A 20803-nucleotide genomic window follows, 5' to 3' on the forward strand; every position below is an offset into this window, starting at 1 on the left:
ACCTGAGATTTTCCATTAAACTAATATGTTCTGGATTGAGAAGAAGTTAACAAAATATTTTGTGAATTGTCAAAAAAATATCAGCCCTTTGTTTAACCGTACTTTTCGCGGTAAAAAGCATCTAACTGCGTAACAATTTCATCCGGCACATTCAGGCGCCCATCGCCAATCACCGGTTGAATTTCCTTTTTGGCTTCGCCATGAAAATCGGAACCGCCGGAAACAGCCAGGCGTTTTTCTTCGGCATAGTTCAATAAATAGCGCGTTAGCGGCGGATCATGCAGCGGATAATACGCTTCCAGGCCGTCAATCCCGCAGGAGACCAGAGCATCTAAGTGGTCACGCAACTCCGCATCTGTTTTAGCTCCCAGGCTTACAGGATGCGCCACGATGGCCAGCCCCCCGGCCCTGTGGACTAAATCAATCGCTTCTTTTAATTGAAACTTTTTTTTGGGAACATAGGCCGGCGCGTTTCGGCCAATGTATTTTTGAAAGGCCTCTTCCATGGATTTTACCAGGCCTTCTTGCAAAAGGATCTGCGCAATATGCGGACGCGCCACGCTATTGTTCAAAACCAATTTCTCTTTTTGGGAAGAAGGGAGCTCAATGCCCATTTGCTCCAATTTGCGAATAATTAAATGCGCCCTGTTTTTGCGTTCTTCCCTTAATTTTTTCAGTGCAAAATTTAATTCCTCATTTTGTACGTCAATAAACAAGCCCAGCAGATGTAAATGGGCTGATCCCGGCAAAGGGTATTCAATGCTTAACTCAACCCCGGTGATTAAACGCATGCCGTTTTTATGGGCTGCCCTGTCGGCTTGTTTAATGGCGCTAATCGTATCGTGATCAGTAATGGCAAATGTTTTAACGCCTAATTTTTTTAGAAGCTGAACGAGCTGCGATGGGGTTAATGATCCGTCGGAATGGGTGGTGTGTAGATGCAGATCAACGGCCATTACATATACCCCAGGTCTTTTAACCGTTTTTCGATGTCTTGTTCATCCTTTTCTTTTTGGGAAGGATTTTGTTGATCCAGATAGTTTTGCAAAATGGCGATTAAAAAATCGTTAAAGTTCAACAAGCCGCTTTCTTTGCGCAGCTTTTCCAGTTCCAGAAATAAAGAGTCTGGCAAATCGATCTCTATTTTTTTCATGAAAGCAACCTCCGTTAAGCATAAAAAAAGGCGGAACAAGTCCGCCTGTCATTTTAAGCTTTTACAATTTTATCCCGATGTTCGAGAACATTTTTCGTGGCATTGCGCGTATCTACCACCAACTGAGCATTTTCAACGATAAAATCCCAGTCGTAAATGGAATGATCGGTAGAAATCAACACCAGATCGTATTTTTTCAGATTTTCCGGCGTCAAATCAACACTCTCTTTATGATCGACATGGTACATGCGCATTTTGGGTAAAACAGGGATCAAAGGATCATTGTAATCTACAATGGCGCCTTTTGCTTCCAGAATTTCAATCAGCTTAAAGGTAGGAGATTCCCGCGGATCGTCCACGTCTTTTTTGTAGGCCGCGCCTAAGATAAGAATTTTAGAGCCTTTTACGCTCTTTGCCCTGTCATTCAAAGCTTCGGTCACTCTGTTCACCACATAGTAAGGCATAAAGGTGTTAACCTCGCCGGCCAGCTCAATAAAGCGCGTGTTCATTTCATATTCACGGGCTTTCCATGTCAAATAAAAAGGATCGATGGGAATGCAATGGCCGCCCAGGCCCGGCCCCGGATAAAAAGGCATAAAGCCGAAGGGTTTGGTCGAAGCCGCTTCGATGACTTCCCACACATCGATGCCCATTCGATCAAGAATCATTTTCATTTCATTAACCAGGGCAATATTCACGCTGCGAAAAATATTCTCCAACAATTTGGTCGCTTCCGCGGCCTGAGTCGATGAAACCGGCACCGTTTTTACGATGACCTGATCGTACAACGTAGAAACCAGTTTGCGCGCGTATTCGTTGTTAGCCCCGACCACCTTTGGGATGGTGCGCGTATTAAATTTGGGATTGGCCGGATCTTCCCGCTCTGGCGAGAACGCTACCCAAAAATCGCGATCGCCTTTTAACCCCGATTTTTCCAGCAACGGTTTAAGTACCTCTTCTGTGGTTCCCGGAAAAGTTGAGCTTTCCAGTACGATTAACTGACCGGCTCGAATGTGCTGGGCCAGCGTTTCGCCCGTGCCGGTAATGTAAGACAGGTCGGGTTCGCGATGTTTGGTTAAGGGAGTGGGTACGCAAATCAAAATGGCGTCCACCTCTTTAATGCGGCTAAAATCGGTTGTCGCCTCGAACAGATTGCTGTCCCGCACCTTTTTGACTCGCGCCTCGTCAATGTGCTTAATGTAAGACTTACCGGCGTTCAATTTTTCGACCTTTTGCGGATCGATATCAAAGCCAATGGTCTTAAAGCCCTGATCTACAAATTCCATGAGCAATGGCAATCCCACATATCCCAGGCCGACAACGCCAATAACGGCTTCTTTATTTTCAATTTTTTGTAATAGATCCATAGCGCTACTCCATTTTTTTATGCTAATTTATCGTGTTAATTTCCATTTTATTAATTCATTCAACTTACTTCTTGTATTCGAGAGAAGAAGGACGACCAATTGGGAAGTAATCAATACTGATTTTGGCCATCCGTTTAGGATCATACAGATTTCTACCGTCAAAGATCACCGATCTTTTCAACATCTCTTTAATTAAGTAGAAATCCGGTTCACGGAACTCATTCCACTCCGTCATAATGATCAGGCCGTCGGCGCCTTCCAGCGCTTCGTAGCGCTTTTTAATCAAGAACACGTCTTTTGTCTTCACTAAATCTTCAAAACGCCATTCGGCTTCTTTTAAGGCTTCCGGATCGTGCGCTCTGATTTTGGCGCCTTCTTTTACCAGCGCCCTAATTAAGGATATGGCCGGCGCCTCGCGCATATCATCGGTATTCGGCTTAAAAGAGAGACCCCAAACAGCAAGGACTTTCCCTTTTAAATCGTTATTGAAATAATTTTTAATCTTATCCAGCAAAATGGTTTTCTGCCGGTTGTTTACGCTTTCGACGGCTTCCAGAATTTTCAACTCCATACCATATTCTCTGGCCGTTCGGATAATGGCTTTTACGTCTTTGGGAAAGCAGGAGCCGCCGTAGCCTGTACCGGGAAAGATGAAGTACGGGCCAATACGTCGATCGGTACCGATGCCCTTGCGCACCATTTCCACATCGGCGCCTACTTTTTCACACAAATTGGCTATTTCGTTAATAAATGAAATTTTGGTGGCCAACATGGCGTTGGCGGCGTACTTGGTCAGCTCGGCGCTGCGAACATCCATGATCAAAATCGGCTTGCCGGTGCGCACAAAGGGAGCGTAAAGATTGCGCATGGTTTCGGCGGTTTCTTCGTTGTCGGTGCCCACTACCACGCGATCGGGCTTCAAAAAGTCGTCGATTGCGGCGCCTTCTTTTAGGAATTCAGGATTGGAAACCACGGAAAAATCGTAATGGGTGTGTTTTTTTACTTCATCCCGTACTTTGTCTGCCGTTCCGACCGGAACCGTGCTTTTATTAACGATAATCTTCGGGCCGTTCATGTGTTTTCCGATTTCACGGGCAACCGCCAGAACATGTTGCAAATCGGCTGAGCCGTCTTCTTTGGGCGGGGTGCCGACGGCAATAAAAATGATTTGCGATTTTTCCACGGCGCTTTTAATGTCGGTCGTAAAAACAAGCCGCTCTTGCGTTACATTACGCTTTACCATCTCTTCCAGGCCCGGCTCATAAATGGGAATTTTACCATTATTTAACATTTCGATTTTATTCACATCGTTGTCCACACAAATAACGTCGTTACCTACATCTGCAAAACAGGTTCCGGCGACCAGGCCAACATAGCCCGTGCCTACCACTGCAATCCTCATTGTAATCTCCTTTCTATTCTTTTCTCTTTTTTGATCATCATAATTTTGACATATCGGAATATCTTACGAATTTATTAAGCCTATCTTTATTAACAGCGATTTTAAGAATTACCGTTTCTTTATTTTCTTTTAATTTTTTCAAAATTTAACTGGCCAAATGTAATAAGTTTCTTTTCGATCTTTTTACGCTATATTACAATTTTGCTGAAAAAAAATTTTTTAACTGCATTTTACACGCGTTCCACAACAACGGACTTGTAAAGGATTCTCCTGTATTGGCAAACTGCCTGGGGCCGCTTTTATACGGACATCATACTGGTTATTCTACAACAATGCGTTTGCTCATACTTTTTATTGTGAAGACAACAAAGCGCCTTGAACGGCATTGTTTAAATGAACTTCCTCTTTGGTTTGGATTTTCCTTCTCCACCGTAATAATGGTGGTAATAATAATAGTAGTAAGAGCCGTATATTCCCTGTACATCGAAGCCATTTAAAACAATACCTAAAAGTCGCGCCGAAACCGAGTTCAGCATATTGGCCGCGCGCTTAATCGCATCGCGTTCGGTTTGTCCGGCATAAACCACCAGCAAGGTACCGTCCACCTTAGTGCTGAGAATGGAAGCATCGGTAACGGCAATGACCGGCGGACTATCCAGCACCACTATGTCAAAGTCTTCGCACAATTTATTTAAAAAATCTTCCATTTTTTTGGAAGCCAGCAGTTCGGACGGATTGGGCGGTAAAACGCCGCTTGTGACCAGCGACAAATTTTCCACGACGGTCTCTTTAAACACCTGTTCGTAAGAAATACTACCCGCCAGATGATTGGTTAACCCTTCTTCCTTTGTGGTGCCGAAAACGGAGTGCAGAATGGGCCGACGCAAATCCGCATCGACAATAACCACGCGATTTCCGGCCTGGGCCAGAGCAATGGAAAGATTGGCCGCTGTGGTCGATTTGCCCTCTTTGGGACCGGCGCTGGTTACCAGAATGGTTTTCAAATCTTTTTCGATTTTACTGAATTGTAGATTGGTCCTTAACGTACGATACGCTTCGGAAACGGGCGATTTGGGATCGATGTGCGTGATCAAACGCGCTTCAATTTTGGCGCTTTCGTTTTGTTTTATTTTGCTTTTTTCCACCTTGTCGAGCTCGATTTTAGGAATGGTGGCCAGAACATTGTACCCCATTCGCTCCATGTCTTCCGGCTTGCGAACGGATCGATCCAGGTATTCAATCATAAACGTAATGCCCACGCCCAAACCGAGCCCCAGCATGGCGCCCAGCATCAGATTCATGCGTTTATTGGGCTTAACCGGTCGGTTGGGCTTAATCGCCCGATCGATGATCTTCACGTTTCTGGCCTGGGCCGATTCCTGAATTTTGGCTTCTTCCAATTTTTGAGTGAGCATCATATAGGTCTGTTCGTCCACCTGTTTTCGACGCTCCAGCCGAACCAGCTGCAGCACCTTGTCCGGCAGATTTTCCAGCCGTTGGTTGTAAACTTTTAACACATCTTCCAGCGCCGCTATTTTGGCCTCTGTGGCGGTGATTTCTCCGGAAAGGTTGATGAGCTGATTTACCAGGTCCTGCGAAATGCGCAGCGGATCCGAAATCATCTCGGAGTTGGCGATTTTAGCCGCTTCTTCTCTTATTTTCTTTTTTAATGCCTTAATGCGCTCGTCGTATCTTACCAGCTCCGGCGTAAAAAATTCTCTTTTGGACTGCACCTGAGTTTCAAGCGCCGTAACGTAGCTGGTTCGTTCGGCCACCACTCTGGCCAGTTCTTGTTGCAAGGTTTGAATGTAAGGCGTGGAAATTTCGCTTAAATTTGCGGGCAGGGTTTCTTTGCGTTCGTTTAATTTTTCCTCAAGATTTTTCTTGAGTTGCAATTTGGAATTTAATTCGATGCGCGCCTGCTCCAGGAAAGATTCCGTCTCTGAAAGGCGCGTCACCAATTCCTGGGTTTCCGCATCCAGGCTGGCGATCTTTTCCCTTTCCTGAAACTCTTTCAACGCTTCCTCTGACTCCTTAAGCTCTTTTGCCTTAATCGCCAATCGATCTTCGATAAACTTTCGCATCTCAGATACTTCCATGCGATTAGTTTCCGCATTCAGTTTGGCAAATTCTTCGGAGATAACATTGGCTAAAAAGGCCGCTTCAAAAGGAGAGCCAGCCCGGTAGGTCAGGGTTATGATATCCGTATCGCGCCGCGGTTCTACTTCCAGACTACTCATCACAATGGCCACGCGTTGGTTAAAGGTTAAATCGCTTCCGTCTTCCAGTTTTTTAAAAAAACTGATGGAATCGCGATAGGCGGATTTTTCCAGCCTTTTTACTACGCGTTCCGCAATGTTCCTGCTCTTTAATATTTCTATTTGATTGTTTAATAGATTGGTTTGCGTGCCAAAGGTTGTCAAATTAAACAGCGCGCGATCCATCGAATCATTACTCTCGACCAACAAAACGGCCGAAGCCTCGTAAGTCGGATCGGTGGTAAATGTGTAAAGCACCGTGGCCGAAAATACGGCGATGAACGAAAGAATAATCAACCATCGCCCGCGATACAAAATTCGAATGTAGTCGGTTAAATGAAGCGGCTGTTCGTCGCCTTCCCACGTGTCCGTCTCAAAGTTCCCGGGAACTCTTGTCTCCAAATCAACAATCTCCTGATTTTAACTCAATTGCCATTAAAATTTGCGATGCCAATTATTATTTAAAACCTTTTTTGCAAATAAGCGCGTTTCATAAATCTTCTTCAAATAATCGCCAGAGCAGCGTTGTCCTGCGTGATTTCTCTCTCTTCCTTTTTCTAAACCCCTTCTGGCTCATTTTTTCAGAATGCTCTATTTTCGTAGTTCTTGCCAAATTCTTTAAGAGAACAATCGATTCTTCAGACTAATCAATATCTTTTTCCATTTTTCCTGAGAGGGCAATAAAGATTCTTCGTCCAGGTCTAACATGCTAACCTGGCTTGCCCGGATGGCGTTTAATGGATTATGAAAGAACAGGTTGTCTAACACGTCGTCGTTATAAAATTTAGCCAGCTCCTGACGGGCATGCACCAGAGTTAAATAACTTCTGTTTTTTATTTCGTGCGCATCGGAAGCGATGAACTGTACGACGCCGCTTTTAATCAACTTTAAAGAAAACTTTTGCACCGAGCTTCCAAACTGCCCTACAATACTGCCGGCGTTGACCTGAATTAAACAGCCCTGTCGCACAAAGGTTAATAGTTTTTCCAGCTGATCGTGCAGATAACGATAGCGCTCCGGATGGGCCATAATGGGGATAAGCCCCTTTAAACGGGCTTCAAAGATAAACTGCCCTACGCCTTCCGGAAAATCAAACAATGGCAGTTCAAACAAAAGATACTTTTTGTTCTGGTTAAAAGTGGACCACGGATACTTCAACCACTCGAATAGGCGCGGCGAATAAAACATTTCCGCCGACAAAAAGAGCTCCAGAGGCATCTTTTCTTTTTGGGCGGTTTGTCGAACGACATTAAAATTTTCCACAAGCTGCCGGCTAAATTCATCATCTGTAAGCTCGGTGGCGTGCGGCGTGCCTAACAGCGTCGTAAAGTTGAGCGAGGCGGCCTGTTCCAGCATGGCCATGCTGGCCTCCAGATCGGGAGCGCCGTCGTCAACGCCAAAAACAAAATGAGAATGGATATCTACGAAACGGGCTTCAGCCATCTACAATCATCCTTATCGCATATCCACTACATCCATATCGGGAGTTGCCGTAAACTTAAACAGATCGTCCGACAGGGTAGCCCTTGTATTGATTTGCGAGAGTAAAAAAATAGATTTATTGCCATTCAGATCGGTAATCTCAATTTTAACAATTTGCCAGGCATCGTCCTGCACCCAGATTTTTATGGAGCTGAAATAGCCCTGCGCATCTTCTTTTGAGTCCAGCTTAACGATGTAAACTTTTTTCCCGTCCATTTCATCTTCGCCGAGAAGTGTGGCGTAATGGGTTTTGGGAAATTTAAACAGAATATCACGCGGCAACAAAGCGCCGGAATTTTTTCTCACTCTGTCGATCAACAATTGATTGCTCAAACGATTGTACGTCCAAACCGTTTCACCGTCGCTGATCACTAACTGGTCTTCCGTTTCGAAACGATATTTTTTGCCGTCTTTAATGAACAACTTACCGCTGGTCACAATTTGCGAACCGGTTAACTGGAAGGTTTCAATTTTCTCAAAACTGGCTTTAAAGTTTTTAATATCATCATATTTTTTTTGCACTTTTTTAATAATGTCTTTCACATTACGCGCCTGTGCCCGGGGCGCTTCTACAAAATAGAAGAGCGCCATAACCATCAAAACAGCTAAAAAGGTTTTTCGCATCATTTATTCTCCACGCATTTTTTTAAGTTCATCAATTGAGACCAGAACTTCTCTGGGTTTGCTTCCTTTTTGCGGCCCCACAATGCCGTCTTTTTCCAGCTCATCCATAATTCTCGCAGCCCGGGAAAAACCGATTTGTAATCTACGCTGCAAAAAAGAAATAGATCCCTGGCGATGCTTTATCACCAGCTCTCTGGCCTCGTCGTAAAAGGGGTCTCTATCGTCGCCCAGAGAGCCGACACCGGCGCCCGAACTGCTTCCGGGCTGCGGCAAACTGTAGTAGGGCATTTTAGGTTGTTTGCGAATATGCTCGATGACGCGTTCAATTTCCTCGGTTGAAATAAACGGATTTTGCAAGCGGATGGGTTTGGAGCTGCCCGGCGCCTGGTACAACATGTCGCCGCGCCCCAACAACTGTTCGGCGCCGTTCATATCAAGGATGGTGCGCGAATCGACTTTACTGGAAACCATGTAAGCAATGCGCGCCGGAATATTGGCTTTAATCACACCTGTAATAACATCAACGCTGGGACGTTGCGTGGCAACCACCAGATGGATGCCCACCGCACGGGCCATCTGCGCCAACCGGGCAATGGGCGCTTCCACTTCTTTTTGCGCCACCACCATTAAGTCGGCCAGCTCATCGATCACCACCACAATGTAGGGCAACTCTCTAAAATGCCCCTCTTTTTGGCCGGGCATTTTGCGTACTTTTTCATTAAACTCGGCGATATTTCGCGCTTTAAGGGTAGAAAGCCAATCCAGCCGGCGGTCCATCTCCAGCACCAGTGTATTTAAAATACTCACCGCATTTTTAGGCTTGGTTATTACCACCTCGTCCAGGTCCGGGCGGTACAACAGATAATGATCTTTTAAATCTTCGTAAATAGACAATTCCAATCGTTTGGGATCGATTAAGACGAACTTCACTTTGGCCGGATTTACGGCATAAATTAAGGACATGAGCATGGTGTTAATACCCACGCTTTTGCCCGCTCCGGTTGCGCCGGCAACCAGCAAATGCGGCATCTTGCTTAAATCGTCCACGTAAGATTCACCGGAAATGGTTTTACCCAGGGCAATGGGCAGTTCGAGACGGCTGGCGGCAAATTTTTCGGAGCGAATGAGCGGCTTTAAATACACGGTTTGCGGATTGCGATTGGGAATTTCGATGCCCACGGCGGCCCGGCCGGGAATGGGCGCAATAATTCGGATGCCGCGCGCTTCCATGGCCAGCGCCAGATCGTTAGCCAGCGAAACAATGGAACTCACTTTAACGCCGGGCGCCGGCTGAACCTCGTACAGGGTAATAACCGGCCCGGCCGTAACGCGAATCACCTTGGCTTTAACGCCAAACTCTTCCAGCCGGGATTCCAGCAAATCGGCGTTGGCTTTTAACTCTTCGCGCGTTACGCTGCTTTCGATCTCGGGCGGATCGCTCAGCAATTCTGTTGACGGAAATTCAAAACGGGAGATGCTCTCCTTTAACATCCGGTCGTAATCCAGCTCTTTGTCTTTTACCTCTTCCTGCACCTCAAAGTCAAACGCCTCGTTTCCATTCAAATCGGCTTGCGCCGATTCCCGTGGTCTTTGCTCAGCTTCCTTCTCTTCCTTTTCTTCTAATTGCGCAAGCAGTGAATCCAGATCAGTTTGAATGCCAGGCCCGGCCGTTTTTTCCTCTTCCAGACGGTCGAGCAGGTCTTCCGTCGTATCTTCCGTGAGTTGATCGAGCAGATCATCCGTTTCGGATTCCGGTTCCGGCGTTTCCTCAGTCAGGTCTTCTTTAATACGGGCCAGCGGCAGATTGATCTCCGGAATTTCTTCGTCCGATGCTTTTTGTTCTTCGCCGTTGGCCTGATCGGGCAATGTGCCGGGGCTTGCCGCTTCCGGTTTTAGCCGCAGCTGTTTTAAACGACGCAAAAGACCGGCCAGTCCGTTTTTCAGCCCATGAAACATTTTATCAAAAAGAAAGGCAAAGCCTACCAGTATTGGCGCCACTTCCAGACGAATGCTTAAAATAAGCAGGGTCAGCGTAATGATAACCAGCAATGCAATACTTCCAAAACCACCAAAAAAGATGACCAGTTTGGAGGCCAGCCAGCCGCCGATTAATCCACTGGGAAAATACTCGGTGATGGCTCCGTCTGTTCTTAAAGCGGCGGGCATGGCTAAAAAAACGGAAAAGAGCGTTCCCCAGGCAAGCAGGGCAAAAGTAGTTTTCCAGAACCAGTCGAAAGTTCGATCAAGCAATATCTGGATGGCGTAGATGGCCAGAATCAGAGGTAAAATCAGGATGGGGTAACCCAGCGTCCATTGCATCAAATAATAACTGAGCACGGCGCCCAGACGTCCAAACCAGTTGTGAATGACCACGCCCTGGCCAATACTTTGCAGAGAAACGGGATCCCGCAAATCATGCGTAATAACGGCAAGCGCAATGATGAGCGAAACGCCCATTAACAGAACGCCCAGAGCCTGCCGTTTATGCCGCCGGGAAGATTGCTTCGATTTGTTTTTCTTTTTTCTGGCCATTTTAAAACAACTCCGGCCAATCGTCATCGATTAGCCTGGCAAATTTTGATTTGCATTTTTGACTGTGCAATGATTCATTCAGCACGCCGAATTTTATTTAATCCATTAGAATTAATTTACCAATTTAGCTGCAAGAAAACAAGTTACTTGTATTGTAAGTTATTTTATTTTATTAATTTGCCATCTTTTAATAAAGGCACGATATCCATCTGGTTTAATCGGGCGCAGTAGGCCACGTCCTCTTCAAAGCCCAGATTTATTAAGCGAAGGGCATGCCGGCTGCGGGAGACAGCTTTAAATATCTGAAACTCTTTATCAGGCGCGCTGAAATCCAGGTAACTTTTTGCCCCCTGCAAAGTCCACCGGGCGCCGTCAGCCAGAGAAAATGGTTTTAATTGCCTTAAAATTTCCGCGGCGCACAGGGTGTCTTCCAGGGCAAATCTTCCATCGCTTCCCGCACAGTACAACAAGACGTCGCGCTCTTCCCTTTCCAGAAAGCGGGCCACGGCTCTGGCGTTTAAAAAGGAACCAATAATCACCGTGCAGGCGTTTTCCACGCTTTTAAGAGCCCGTGTGCCGTTGGTGGTGGTCAACACCACCTTCTTCCCCTGCACCGCTTCAGGCGTGAATTCCAGCGGCGAATTTCCCAGATGGAAATGCTCCGGTTTTATGGCGTTACGCTCTCCGGCCAGCAAAACGTTTTCACGCCGGGCGGCTTCTTTTTGCGCTTCGCTGATCGAGCCCACCGGAATGACCGCCTGGCAGCCATTTTGCAAGGCGGTCACAATCGTGGAGCTCGCTCTGAGCACATCAATGATCACCACTACGGCTCCATTGGCCTGCACCAGATCCGTGGCGGTAAACAGAACATCAACTACAGGCATGGGCATCTTCTATAAAAATCAAACAAACGGCGGTTTAATGATAATCGCCGGTACTTTTTTGGCGCGAATCTCGATTTCCAGCTCGGTTCCTACTCTGGCAAATTCTTTTGCCACATAGCCCATGGCAATTCCTTTGTTCAAAATCGGCGAAACGGTGCCGCTGGTCACATGGCCGATTTCATTTCCGTCTTTAAAGATTTTGTAACCGTGCCGTGGAAAGCCCTGCCCTTCCAGCACAATAGCCACCAGTTTGCGTTTGGGGCCTTCTTCTTTAATCTTTAGCAGCGCCTCCCGACCGATAAAATCGCCCTTATCTAATTTGGTAATCCAGCCCAGACCGGCTTCAATGGGATTGGTGGTTTCATCGATATCGTTGCCGTAAAGACACATCTTCTTTTCCAGCCGAAGAGAATCGCGGGCGCCAAGGCCGATCGGCTCGATATCAAACTCTTTGCCGGCTTCCATCACCGCGTTCCACACTTTTTCCGCATATTCATTGGCAAAGTAGAGTTCAAAACCGGGTTCGCCGGTGTAGCCGGTTCGCGAAATAATCATCGGCACATCGGCCAGCTTGCCCTCTACAAACCAGTAAAACTTAATCGCGGCCAGATTAACGTCGGTTAATTTTTGCAAAGTCTCTTCGGCCTTTTTGCCCTGCACGGCTAATTGCGTAAACGCATCGCTTTGATCGATCACCTGGCAGTCGTCGATCTTATTTTTTAAAATCCACTGATAATCCTTGTCTTTATTGCTGGCGTTCACCACCAGCATATAATGATCGGCAAAGCGGTAAACCAGTAAATCATCGACGATACCGCCATCAGGATAACACATGGCCGAATATTGCACCTGTCCGATTTCCAGTTTAGCGGCGTCATTGATCGTAATTTTTTGCACCATTTCCAGCGCCTTTGGGCCGCTGATGATAATTTCGCCCATGTGCGATACATCGAACACTCCGACCGTTTTGCGTACGCGGATATGTTCTTCTCTGATGCTGTGGTACTGGATGGGCATGTGAAAACCGGCAAATTCCACCATGCGGGCGCCCAGTTTAACATGAATATCGTGCAAAGCTGTCTTTTTTAATTCCATCTTTACCCTTCTCCATTTTGAATTTTAACGCTCTTTTCTCTGACCAAATCCGGAACACGTTCCAGAATACGTTGAAAAATTAACATTGAAACGGGTAATATAAGTAAAAGCGTATTATCAGTAAAATAAATATGGCGAGTCAAAAAAATGATCAGCGGCAGGACAAAAATGGCGATTAAAGCTGCAATGACACGCTGGCGCAGAAACAAATAAAAAGCAAGAAACAACGCCGCCCATATCAGGATTAAGAAAGGATTGACCAAAAACAGAGCGCCCGCTGCGGCGTCAAGCCCGCTGCCGCCATTAAAACCAGACCAAATCGGGAAAACCTCGCCCAATAAAAGGCCCATCATTGCGCTTAAAAGCAGATAAAAATCTCCCGGGAAAAATTTTAGCGTTAAATAGGCGGTCAACAGCCCTTTGCCAAAATTAAAACCGCTGATCAGCGTCCACGTCCATCGCTTTTTGTTGATCCGGTAAATATGATGTCTGCCGGCCTCTCCGCTTTTTGTTTTGCGCGCCTCTTTCTTAAAAGCAGGCAGGAACAATGCCGCCGGAATGGAGCCAATCAAATAAGCTCCGCCAAAAACGATTAAACTCAAAAACCATTCCATTTTTTAAAGTCTTCCGTTCAGCTCTTTCTTTAAAAATTGCCCGGTGTACGATTTTTTTATTTTAACAATTTCTTCGGGCGTTCCTTCTGCGATAATGTACCCGCCTTTTTCGCCGCCTTCCGGGCCCAGGTCGATTATCCAGTCCGCGGTTTTGATCACATCCATATTATGTTCAATCACCACCACCGTATTGCCTTTATCCACCAGCTTATTCAACACATTCAACAACATCCGAATATCTTCAAAATGCAAGCCGGTTGTGGGTTCGTCTAAAATGTAAAAGGTATTGCCCGTGCCAATTTTGCTCAACTCGGTGGCCAGTTTTACGCGCTGCGCCTCGCCGCCGGAAAGCGTGGTGGCGGCCTGCCCCAATTTAATGTAGCCCAGCCCAACGTCGTACAGTGTTTGCAAACGCCGTTTCACCGCCGGAATATTAGCCAGAAATTCCAGCGCTTCTTCCACCGTCATGTCCAACACATCGGCAATGGTTTTCCCTTTGTACTTAATTTGCAGGGTTTCCCGATTGTAGCGTTTTCCTTTACACACCTCGCACTGCACGTAAACATCCGGCAAAAAGTGCATCTCTATTTTCCGGATTCCATCGCCCTCGCAATGTTCGCAACGTCCGCCCTTTACGTTAAAGCTAAAGCGTCCCGGTTTGTAGCCGCGAATTTTGGATTCCGGCAGTTGACTGAAGAGATCGCGAATGGGCGTAAACAAACCGGTGTAGGTGGCAGGGTTGGAACGCGGCGTCCGCCCGATGGGCGACTGATCCAGATCGATGACCTTATCGATGTATTCCATTCCCTCGATAGCTGCATGGGGCAGCGGCGTTTTTTTTGCACGGTAAAAGTGCCGCGCCAGGGCGGCATACAGGGTTTCATTCACCAGGCTGCTTTTACCCGATCCGGAAACGCCCGTCACACAAATAAACTTGCCAAGCGGAAAACGGACGTCGATTTTTTTAAGGTTATTGCCCTCAGCGCCCTTCACTATCAAAAACCTGCCATTGCCCGTACGCCGTTTACCGGGAACATCAATGGTTTTTTTATGGGCAAGATACATGCCGGTTAAGCTTTTTCTGCTGCGGGCAATGGTTTGCGGTGTGCCGCTTACCACGACCTCGCCGCCGTGGATGCCCGCTCTGGGGCCAAGATCAATGACATAGTCTGCCTCTTCGATGGTCTCGCGGTCGTGTTCCACCACCAATACCGTATTGCCCAGATTGCGCAATTCTTTGAGCGTATGAATCAATTTGCGATTGTCGCGCTGGTGCAAGCCAATACTTGGCTCATCTAAAATGTACAGCACGCCGACCAATTGCGAGCCAATTTGCGTTGCCAGACGAATGCGCTGCGCTTCGCCGCCGGAAAGCGTTCCTGCCGTGCGACTCAACGTTAAATAATCCAGGCCCACATTAATTAAAAACTGCAGACGCTGGTCAATCTCTTTTAAAATTTGATGGGCAATTTGCTTTTCCTGATTGGTTAACCTTAAGCGCGTAAAAAACTTTTTGGCTTCATTAATAGAAAGTTCGGTAACCTGGTGGATGTTTTTGCCATTAATGGTAACGGCAAGGGCTTCCTTACGCAACCGTGTGCCGCCGCATTCATCGCAAACCAGACTGTTCATAAACCCTTCTATCCAGCGCCGCACATGAGACGACGATGTTTGCTTATACCGCCGCAAGAGATTGTTGACTACGCCTTCATAGCTGGAGTGCCATTCCACATAGGCTTTTTGTCGTTTGTAAACAAATTTAACCTGTTCATCGCCCGTACCGTAAAGGATTACATGGCGTATTTCTTCCGGCAGGTCTTTCCATGGCGTATCCAGACTAAATCCCAGTTTGCGCGCCAGACTGGCAATCATCTCATACAACCACCCCTCATGCCGGCCGCTTAAAACGGCGATGGCGCCCTGGTTTATGGAAAGCGTTTCGTCCGGCACGACCAGCGTGGGGTCAATTTGCGTCAAAACGCCCAGCCCGTCGCATTTAGGACAGGCGCCATAAGGGCTGTTAAAAGAGAATGTTCTCGGAGCCGGCTCTTCGAACGATAGATTACAATGAGCGCAGGCAAACTGTTCGCTAAACATGACATCTTCGTTGACATCCGGTTTATTGATGTAAACCAGCCCTCCGCTTTGTTTTAAGGCCAGCTCCACCGATTCCGTCAGTCGTTTCTGGATGTCGCCGTTGATTACCAGCCGATCGACCACCAGTTCAATATTGTGCTTTTTATTTTTTTCAAGATGAATCTCTTCGTCCAGCGAATGAATCTGGCCGTCAACACGTACACGCACAAAGCCCTCTTTGCGGAATTGATTGAAAACCTCTTTGTATTCTCCTTTTCTTCCGCGAACCACCGGCGAGAGCACCTGAAAACGCGTGCCTTTTTCCCACGAAAGGATGGTATCCACAATTTGCTGAACCGTCTGGCGTTCCACCGGTCGCCCGCACTGATAGCAATGCGGTTTGCCGATACGGGCAAACAGCAATCTTAAATAATCGTAAATTTCCGTGACGGTGCCCACCGTGGAACGCGGATTTCGGCTGGTTGACTTTTGCTCGATGGAAATAGCCGGCGATAGGCCTTCGATGTAATCCACATCCGGCTTTTCCATTAAACCTAAAAACTGTCGGGCATAAGCGCTTAAAGATTCCACATAGCGCCTTTGCCCTTCGGCATAAATGGTGTCAAACGCCAGGCTGGATTTTCCAGAGCCCGAAAGACCCGTTATGACCACAAATTTATCGCGGGGAATTTTAACATCTATGTTTTTCAGGTTGTGCTCGCGCGCGCCTTTAACCAATAAATAATTCTTCTTACTCATAATCCACTTATTACTATTTACAATACCGTTCCAGTCGAAAATAAACAACCATAACGACAATACGTTCCGCTTAAATTCCCTCTTAAATCACATTCTTATTTTTTACGGTGAGAACCGGAATTTTAACTGCGCGAATTACACGCTCGGTGGTGCTGCCCAGTAAAAAGCGATCCAAACCAACCATTCCATGCGTGCCGATCACGATGAGATGCGGTTTCTCCTCTTCTACATATTTCGCGATCACCTTATGCGGCTTCCCTTCGCGAATAACCTTTTTAACCGCTACCTTTTTTAATTTGGGAATTTGGGCAATCGCTTCTTCCATCCGTTTTTCTACCTTTTCTTTAATATCCGGAATCATATCAAAAACGGACTTCATTCCCCAGGCATAAAGGGCCGGATGCACTTCCTGCTCGACCGCATAAAGTAAATGCAACTCGCCGCCTTCTTCTTCAACCCAATTAGCGGCTGTTTTTAAGGCATGCATGGCCGGTTCGCTAAAATCCAGCGGCACCAGAATCTTTTCAAACTTTTCTTTAATGTATTCAGCCGATCGTACCGTCAAAACAGGACAGCGGGCGTAGCGTACCACTTTTTCGGCAACGCTGCCAATTAAAAAATGCTCCAACCCCGAACGTCCATGTGTCCCGATAACCACCAGATCAAATTCTTTATTGTTGATGTAGCCCAGGATGGCCGAAGGAGCCGAATATCCGCGGATGATCTCATGCTTAATATTCAGATGGGAATGATCTGCGGTTTTCTTGCGCAGTTTATCCAGCAAAGCATGCTCCACTTCTTTTTCCTCGGCTTTCAGGTCTTTTAATTTGTGTTCCAGTTCTGCCGGATCATCTTCGAACAATAAACGGGCATGCAAAACCGTTAATTCTGCATCATACCTGGCAGCAAGGAACAAAGCCTGATCTAAGGCTGCTCTGGCAGTTTCGGAAAAATCCGTCGGAACCAGAATTCTTTTTATATCCATACCATTCTCCTTTCATTTTATGAACGAAGTAAATTTAAGCATTACACCATCATTACACAAAAGATAAGCGATATTTTACTTTTCCTGATGAATTACCAGCTATATTTAACATTTTTTTAACCACCGGTAAAATGCTTTTTTTTTCAAACTATTTTTTAACTTACGCATAAAGCTAACGCCATATTTCGTTAATTAAAAATAATTTTCCAGGCACAAGGCTGAAAATGATAAAAAGTTTTTATTTTTTATTTACATTTTTTTAAAAGTATTCGAATATTATAATTGAAAGATATTAAAGATTTTTTTAAAATTACATGAGTGTTAAGAGAAGAAGATGGAAGAGGCCATGAAAAAGATATTAGTTGTAGACGACGACGATCTGATCCGGGATCTGTTGTTTGAAATTTTAGAAGACAAGGGATATAAAGTGTTCGAGGCCGAAAATGGCAATCGAGCCATTCAATTATTAAAAACAGAGCGTTTTGACCTGATTATTACCGATATCATTATGCCGGACAAAGAAGGGATCGAAACCATAATCGATATAAAGAAAAGACTGCCCCACGCCAAAATAATCGCCATGTCTGGCGGCGGACAATTAGACGCTACCAGCTATCTTTCCGTGGCCAAAAAACTTGGCGTTCAGCATACCATCAGCAAGCCTTTTGACCCCGGGAAATTAATCGCATTAATCGAAGATTTACTGGGCGAGTAAATTTCTCAATGGTTTTCCGTGAAACATAAAAACTCTGCATTTTTTTTTATTGCACACTTGATTTTTGTTAGTAAAATATTAAAATGTAAGAGGACGTGTGAGTGGTTGTGAATAGATTGTGGATAACTGCTACTTTTCAACAACCCGAAGCAATCTGACAAAATTCAAAATTTCCAGAAATGACGAAACGTCGTTTCAAGTTTTTATTTTTAAACAACTTACAACAAAACAACCAAGAAAAATACTGGCGCCATTTTTTTAGTCAGTATTAAAAATTGTTTTTTAAAATCTAACTTAAATTGTGGATAACTAAAGATTAAGGAAAGAAATGAAAGCCGGAATAGCGCAAAAATCGAATCCTGCAGAAAGTGTATGGAAGCACATTCAACAAATCCTTCGCGAGTACATCAATATCCGCAGTTACAACACCTGGTTTGCTCCCATTGAAGCCATCGATATGGACGACCAGCATCTTGTGCTTGGCGTGCCCAATCGCTTTTTTTGCGAGTGGATTGACAATCATTACGCTAAAGTTTTGAACAATGCCATTGTTCAGGTTTTGGGGGAACATCGCAAAATAAAATATCAGATTAAAAACGATTCTTTGCCGGAATCGCCCTATCATCCTACGGATTTACAGCCGGCCGCCCCACAGTTGAACAAAATTTCATTTTCTAACACGGTAAACAATTCGCCTTTTTATACGCGCATCAATGAGCGTTACACCTTTGATAATTTTGTTGTGGGAGACGGCAATAACTTTGCTTACGCTGCAGCCCGGGCGGTTGCCGATTCTCCCGGAAGAACCAACTACAATCCTTTGATTGTTTACGGAGGAACCGGACTGGGAAAAACGCACCTGATTCAGGCCATCGGTAATTATGCCCTGTCCAAATATCCCATGACCAAAGTGTATTACACCTCCAGCGAAACGTTTACCTCCCATTTTATCAACGCCATTCAGCAAAATAAGATATCCGAATTTTCTGCCTATTATCGATCGTGTGATATTTTACTGTTAGATGACATCCATTTTTTCAGAAATAAGGGAAAGACCCAGGAAGAGTTTTTTCACACCTTTAACGATTTGCATCAAAACGGCAAGCAGATCGTTTTGACCTCAGACAGGCCCATCAATGAATTGATGGACCTGGAAGAACGGCTAATTTCACGCTTTAAATGGGGGTTAATCGTTGACGTGCAGCCGCCTGATTTTGAAACACGGTTGGCCATTTTACGCAAAAAATGCGACGAAAGCGATCTGGACATCCCGGGCGATGTGCTGGAATACCTGGCGGCCAATCTGGTGGAAAACGTGCGCGAACTGGAAGGGGCGCTCACTAAAATTATGGCCCAGGTTACCTTTACCGCCGCCGAACCGACCCTGGAGCTGGCCCGACAGATCGTCAATGAAATTGCCCCTCCCGATAAAAAAATGCTGACCATTGAAACCATTGTGGAATACACGGCAAAGGTCTTTAATTTATCTTCCGACCATCTGCGGGCCAAAACGCGTAAAAAAGACGTGGTCCGGGCGCGACAGGTAGCCATGTATCTGGCCAAGCAAATGACCAACCATTCGTTGATTACCATCGGGCTGCATTTTGGCGGACGCGACCACTCCACGGTGATCCATGGCATTAACACCATTGAAGAGCTGCTGCGTCGCGACGCCAATCTCAGAAATCAAATTGAGTCCATGAAAAAACACCTGACCTATCAAAAATAATCCCGCTTTTAAATGACCAGCTCCTTTTGTTTAGCAAGGCGCACAGGGTCAGTGTTAATAACGGTAAATAACAAGGGGATGCTTCGCTCCGCTTAGAATGACAGGCCACTTTTAAACTCTTCCCCTCCAACGGTGGTCGGCTTTTCCCGGAGTTGCCCTCACCCCCTCAGGGGGCGCTGAGCGTGGACAGTTATTCCTGCGTTGGCCATTTTCGCGCCAGGTATGCAAAAAACTCACCTTCATCCCCCGCCTTTTCTCAGTTTTTTAAGCAGCTGAATATTTTCCGCAAACTTTTCCATGCCTCCGGGAATTTCAAGGATAGCCGGCGTATCTTTAAAGACTGGATCGTTCACCAGAATTTCAAAAGGCGTCAGGCCAATTTTACCTTCTCCAATGGGCGCGTGACGATCGCGACGGCTTCCCCGCTCGTGCATGGAGTCGTTAAAATGCCATACTTTAACGCGCTCCATGCCCAGCCATTTATCTACCTCTTTGAGAGTATTTTCCAGCCCATTGACGGTTTCAAGTTCGTAGCCGGCGGCAAAAATGTGGCAAGTGTCCAGACAATAGGCCAGATGTTCTTTTTGGAGCGCCTTTTCTCGGATGGCCTGCAACTGTTCGAAGCGAAATCCCAGGTTGCTTCCCTGGCCGGCGGTGCTTTCCAGAAGTATCTGAACCCGGGGCTTGTATTGCTCGCACGCCAGGTTAATGGTCTCTGCTACTCTGTCGATGCCCCACTCCAGCGTTTTGGAACCATAGCTTCCCGGATGGATGACCAGAAAATCGATCCCCAGCGCATCGCAACGTTTTAGTTCGTCCAAAAAGGCCTGCCGTGATCGAGCTAATTTTTCTTCATCTTCGGCACACAAATTAATCAAATAGGAGGCATGGGCCACCAACGGCACATCCCTGTAAGGTCCTTCGCTTCTTAAATCATGAAATTTTTGAATATCTTCCGCGCTGTATTGCACCGACCTCCACTGCCGTTGATTTTGAGTAAAGATCTGAAAGACCTCGCTCTCTACCGAAGCGGCCCGTTCAAAGCAGGCCCAGATGTTTTGCGCTATAGATACATGACAGCCGATTTTCATAGTGATTTACCTCTTTTTTTGAATTTTTTGCTTCTCC

The 20803-nt window shown here is 46.1% G+C and carries 16 protein-coding genes; 2 read left to right on the forward strand and 14 right to left on the reverse strand.

The window, feature by feature from the left end; all coding sequences use genetic code 11:
- Window positions 1-92 precede the first annotated feature (92 nt).
- From Cabys_RS11440 to Cabys_RS11500, 13 genes are all read right to left on the reverse strand, one after another.
- Window positions 93-956: a PHP domain-containing protein gene (locus Cabys_RS11440; protein WP_006930613.1), complete on the reverse strand. Its 864-nt coding sequence runs from the start codon at window positions 954-956 to the stop codon at window positions 93-95.
- The gene (locus Cabys_RS11445) at window positions 956-1153 is read right to left on the reverse strand and encodes a hypothetical protein (protein WP_006930615.1); all 198 of its coding nucleotides are present in this window, start codon (window positions 1151-1153) and stop codon (window positions 956-958) included. The genes Cabys_RS11440 and Cabys_RS11445 overlap by 1 nt, the downstream gene beginning before the upstream one ends.
- Before the next feature lie 53 nt (window positions 1154-1206).
- The gene (locus Cabys_RS11450) at window positions 1207-2520 is read right to left on the reverse strand and encodes a nucleotide sugar dehydrogenase (RefSeq protein WP_006930618.1); all 1314 of its coding nucleotides are present in this window, start codon (window positions 2518-2520) and stop codon (window positions 1207-1209) included.
- A gap of 64 nt (window positions 2521-2584) precedes the next feature.
- Window positions 2585-3922 (reverse strand): UDP-glucose dehydrogenase family protein, encoded by a 1338-nt coding sequence (locus Cabys_RS11455; RefSeq protein ID WP_006930620.1) that lies wholly within the window; start codon window positions 3920-3922, stop codon window positions 2585-2587.
- A gap of 389 nt (window positions 3923-4311) precedes the next feature.
- Window positions 4312-6582: a GumC family protein gene (locus tag Cabys_RS11460; protein WP_006930621.1), complete on the reverse strand. Its 2271-nt coding sequence runs from the start codon at window positions 6580-6582 to the stop codon at window positions 4312-4314.
- Window positions 6583-6798: 216 nt separating this feature from the next.
- Window positions 6799-7623, reverse strand: a complete 825-nt coding sequence (locus Cabys_RS11465; protein WP_006930623.1) for a tyrosine-protein phosphatase — start codon at window positions 7621-7623, stop codon at window positions 6799-6801.
- Window positions 7624-7635: 12 nt separating this feature from the next.
- A complete protein-coding gene (gene lolA1, locus Cabys_RS11470; protein ID WP_006930625.1) occupies window positions 7636-8289 on the reverse strand; it encodes an outer membrane lipoprotein periplasmic chaperone LolA1 in 654 nt (217 codons plus the stop codon).
- Complete coding sequence (locus tag Cabys_RS11475; RefSeq protein WP_052304188.1) at window positions 8290-10818, reverse strand: FtsK/SpoIIIE family DNA translocase; 2529 nt, start codon at window positions 10816-10818, stop codon at window positions 8290-8292.
- A gap of 164 nt (window positions 10819-10982) precedes the next feature.
- A complete protein-coding gene (locus Cabys_RS11480) occupies window positions 10983-11702 on the reverse strand; it encodes a 2-phosphosulfolactate phosphatase (protein ID WP_006930627.1) in 720 nt (239 codons plus the stop codon).
- Window positions 11703-11720: 18 nt separating this feature from the next.
- Complete coding sequence (gcvT, locus tag Cabys_RS11485) at window positions 11721-12797, reverse strand: glycine cleavage system aminomethyltransferase GcvT (RefSeq protein ID WP_006930628.1); 1077 nt, start codon at window positions 12795-12797, stop codon at window positions 11721-11723.
- A 2-nt stretch (window positions 12798-12799) separates the two neighbouring features.
- On the reverse strand, window positions 12800-13411 hold the full coding sequence (locus Cabys_RS11490; protein WP_006930629.1) for a glycerol-3-phosphate acyltransferase: 612 nt from the start codon (window positions 13409-13411) through the stop codon (window positions 12800-12802).
- 3 nt (window positions 13412-13414) lie between these two features.
- Window positions 13415-16246, reverse strand: coding sequence for an excinuclease ABC subunit UvrA (gene uvrA, locus Cabys_RS11495; protein WP_044281391.1), 2832 nt, complete (start codon window positions 16244-16246; stop codon window positions 13415-13417).
- Between the two features lie 82 nt (window positions 16247-16328).
- On the reverse strand, window positions 16329-17231 hold the full coding sequence (locus Cabys_RS11500) for a universal stress protein (RefSeq protein WP_006930632.1): 903 nt from the start codon (window positions 17229-17231) through the stop codon (window positions 16329-16331).
- A gap of 346 nt (window positions 17232-17577) precedes the next feature.
- Here Cabys_RS11500 and Cabys_RS11505 point away from each other — a divergent pair, with 346 nt between their 5' ends.
- Together Cabys_RS11505 and dnaA are read left to right on the forward strand one after the other, a co-directional pair.
- Window positions 17578-17946 (forward strand): response regulator, encoded by a 369-nt coding sequence (locus Cabys_RS11505; protein ID WP_044282104.1) that lies wholly within the window; start codon window positions 17578-17580, stop codon window positions 17944-17946.
- A 328-nt stretch (window positions 17947-18274) separates the two neighbouring features.
- Window positions 18275-19675: a chromosomal replication initiator protein DnaA gene (gene dnaA, locus Cabys_RS11510; RefSeq protein WP_006930636.1), complete on the forward strand. Its 1401-nt coding sequence runs from the start codon at window positions 18275-18277 to the stop codon at window positions 19673-19675.
- Window positions 19676-19914: 239 nt separating this feature from the next.
- Here the strand turns inward: dnaA and Cabys_RS11515 are convergent, their stop codons facing one another.
- Window positions 19915-20766 carry a deoxyribonuclease IV gene (locus Cabys_RS11515; RefSeq protein ID WP_006930638.1) on the reverse strand — a complete coding sequence of 284 codons (852 nt, stop codon included), beginning with the start codon at window positions 20764-20766 and terminating at the stop codon, window positions 19915-19917.
- Between the last annotated feature and the right edge of the window lie 37 nt (window positions 20767-20803).

Source organism: Caldithrix abyssi DSM 13497 (assembly GCF_001886815.1).
GTDB classification, from domain to species: Bacteria; Calditrichota; Calditrichia; order Calditrichales; family Calditrichaceae; genus Caldithrix; species Caldithrix abyssi.

Coding starts and splice junctions, on each gene's coding strand:
- Cabys_RS11505 (WP_044282104.1), top strand. CDS start 17,578: ATGAAAAAGATATTAGTTGTAGACGACGACGATCTGATCCGGGATCTG.
- uvrA (WP_044281391.1), bottom strand. CDS start 16,246: ATGAGTAAGAAGAATTATTTATTGGTTAAAGGCGCGCGCGAGCACAAC.
- Cabys_RS11480 (WP_006930627.1), bottom strand. CDS start 11,702: ATGCCTGTAGTTGATGTTCTGTTTACCGCCACGGATCTGGTGCAGGCC.
- Cabys_RS11440 (WP_006930613.1), bottom strand. CDS start 956: ATGGCCGTTGATCTGCATCTACACACCACCCATTCCGACGGATCATTA.
- Cabys_RS11465 (WP_006930623.1), bottom strand. CDS start 7,623: ATGGCTGAAGCCCGTTTCGTAGATATCCATTCTCATTTTGTTTTTGGC.
- lolA1 (WP_006930625.1), bottom strand. CDS start 8,289: ATGATGCGAAAAACCTTTTTAGCTGTTTTGATGGTTATGGCGCTCTTC.
- Cabys_RS11450 (WP_006930618.1), bottom strand. CDS start 2,520: ATGGATCTATTACAAAAAATTGAAAATAAAGAAGCCGTTATTGGCGTT.
- Cabys_RS11475 (WP_052304188.1), bottom strand. CDS start 10,818: ATGGCCAGAAAAAAGAAAAACAAATCGAAGCAATCTTCCCGGCGGCAT.
- gcvT (WP_006930628.1), bottom strand. CDS start 12,797: ATGGAATTAAAAAAGACAGCTTTGCACGATATTCATGTTAAACTGGGC.
- Cabys_RS11515 (WP_006930638.1), bottom strand. CDS start 20,766: ATGAAAATCGGCTGTCATGTATCTATAGCGCAAAACATCTGGGCCTGC.
- Cabys_RS11500 (WP_006930632.1), bottom strand. CDS start 17,231: ATGGATATAAAAAGAATTCTGGTTCCGACGGATTTTTCCGAAACTGCC.
- Cabys_RS11490 (WP_006930629.1), bottom strand. CDS start 13,411: ATGGAATGGTTTTTGAGTTTAATCGTTTTTGGCGGAGCTTATTTGATT.
- Cabys_RS11445 (WP_006930615.1), bottom strand. CDS start 1,153: ATGAAAAAAATAGAGATCGATTTGCCAGACTCTTTATTTCTGGAACTG.
- Cabys_RS11455 (WP_006930620.1), bottom strand. CDS start 3,922: ATGAGGATTGCAGTGGTAGGCACGGGCTATGTTGGCCTGGTCGCCGGA.
- dnaA (WP_006930636.1), top strand. CDS start 18,275: ATGAAAGCCGGAATAGCGCAAAAATCGAATCCTGCAGAAAGTGTATGG.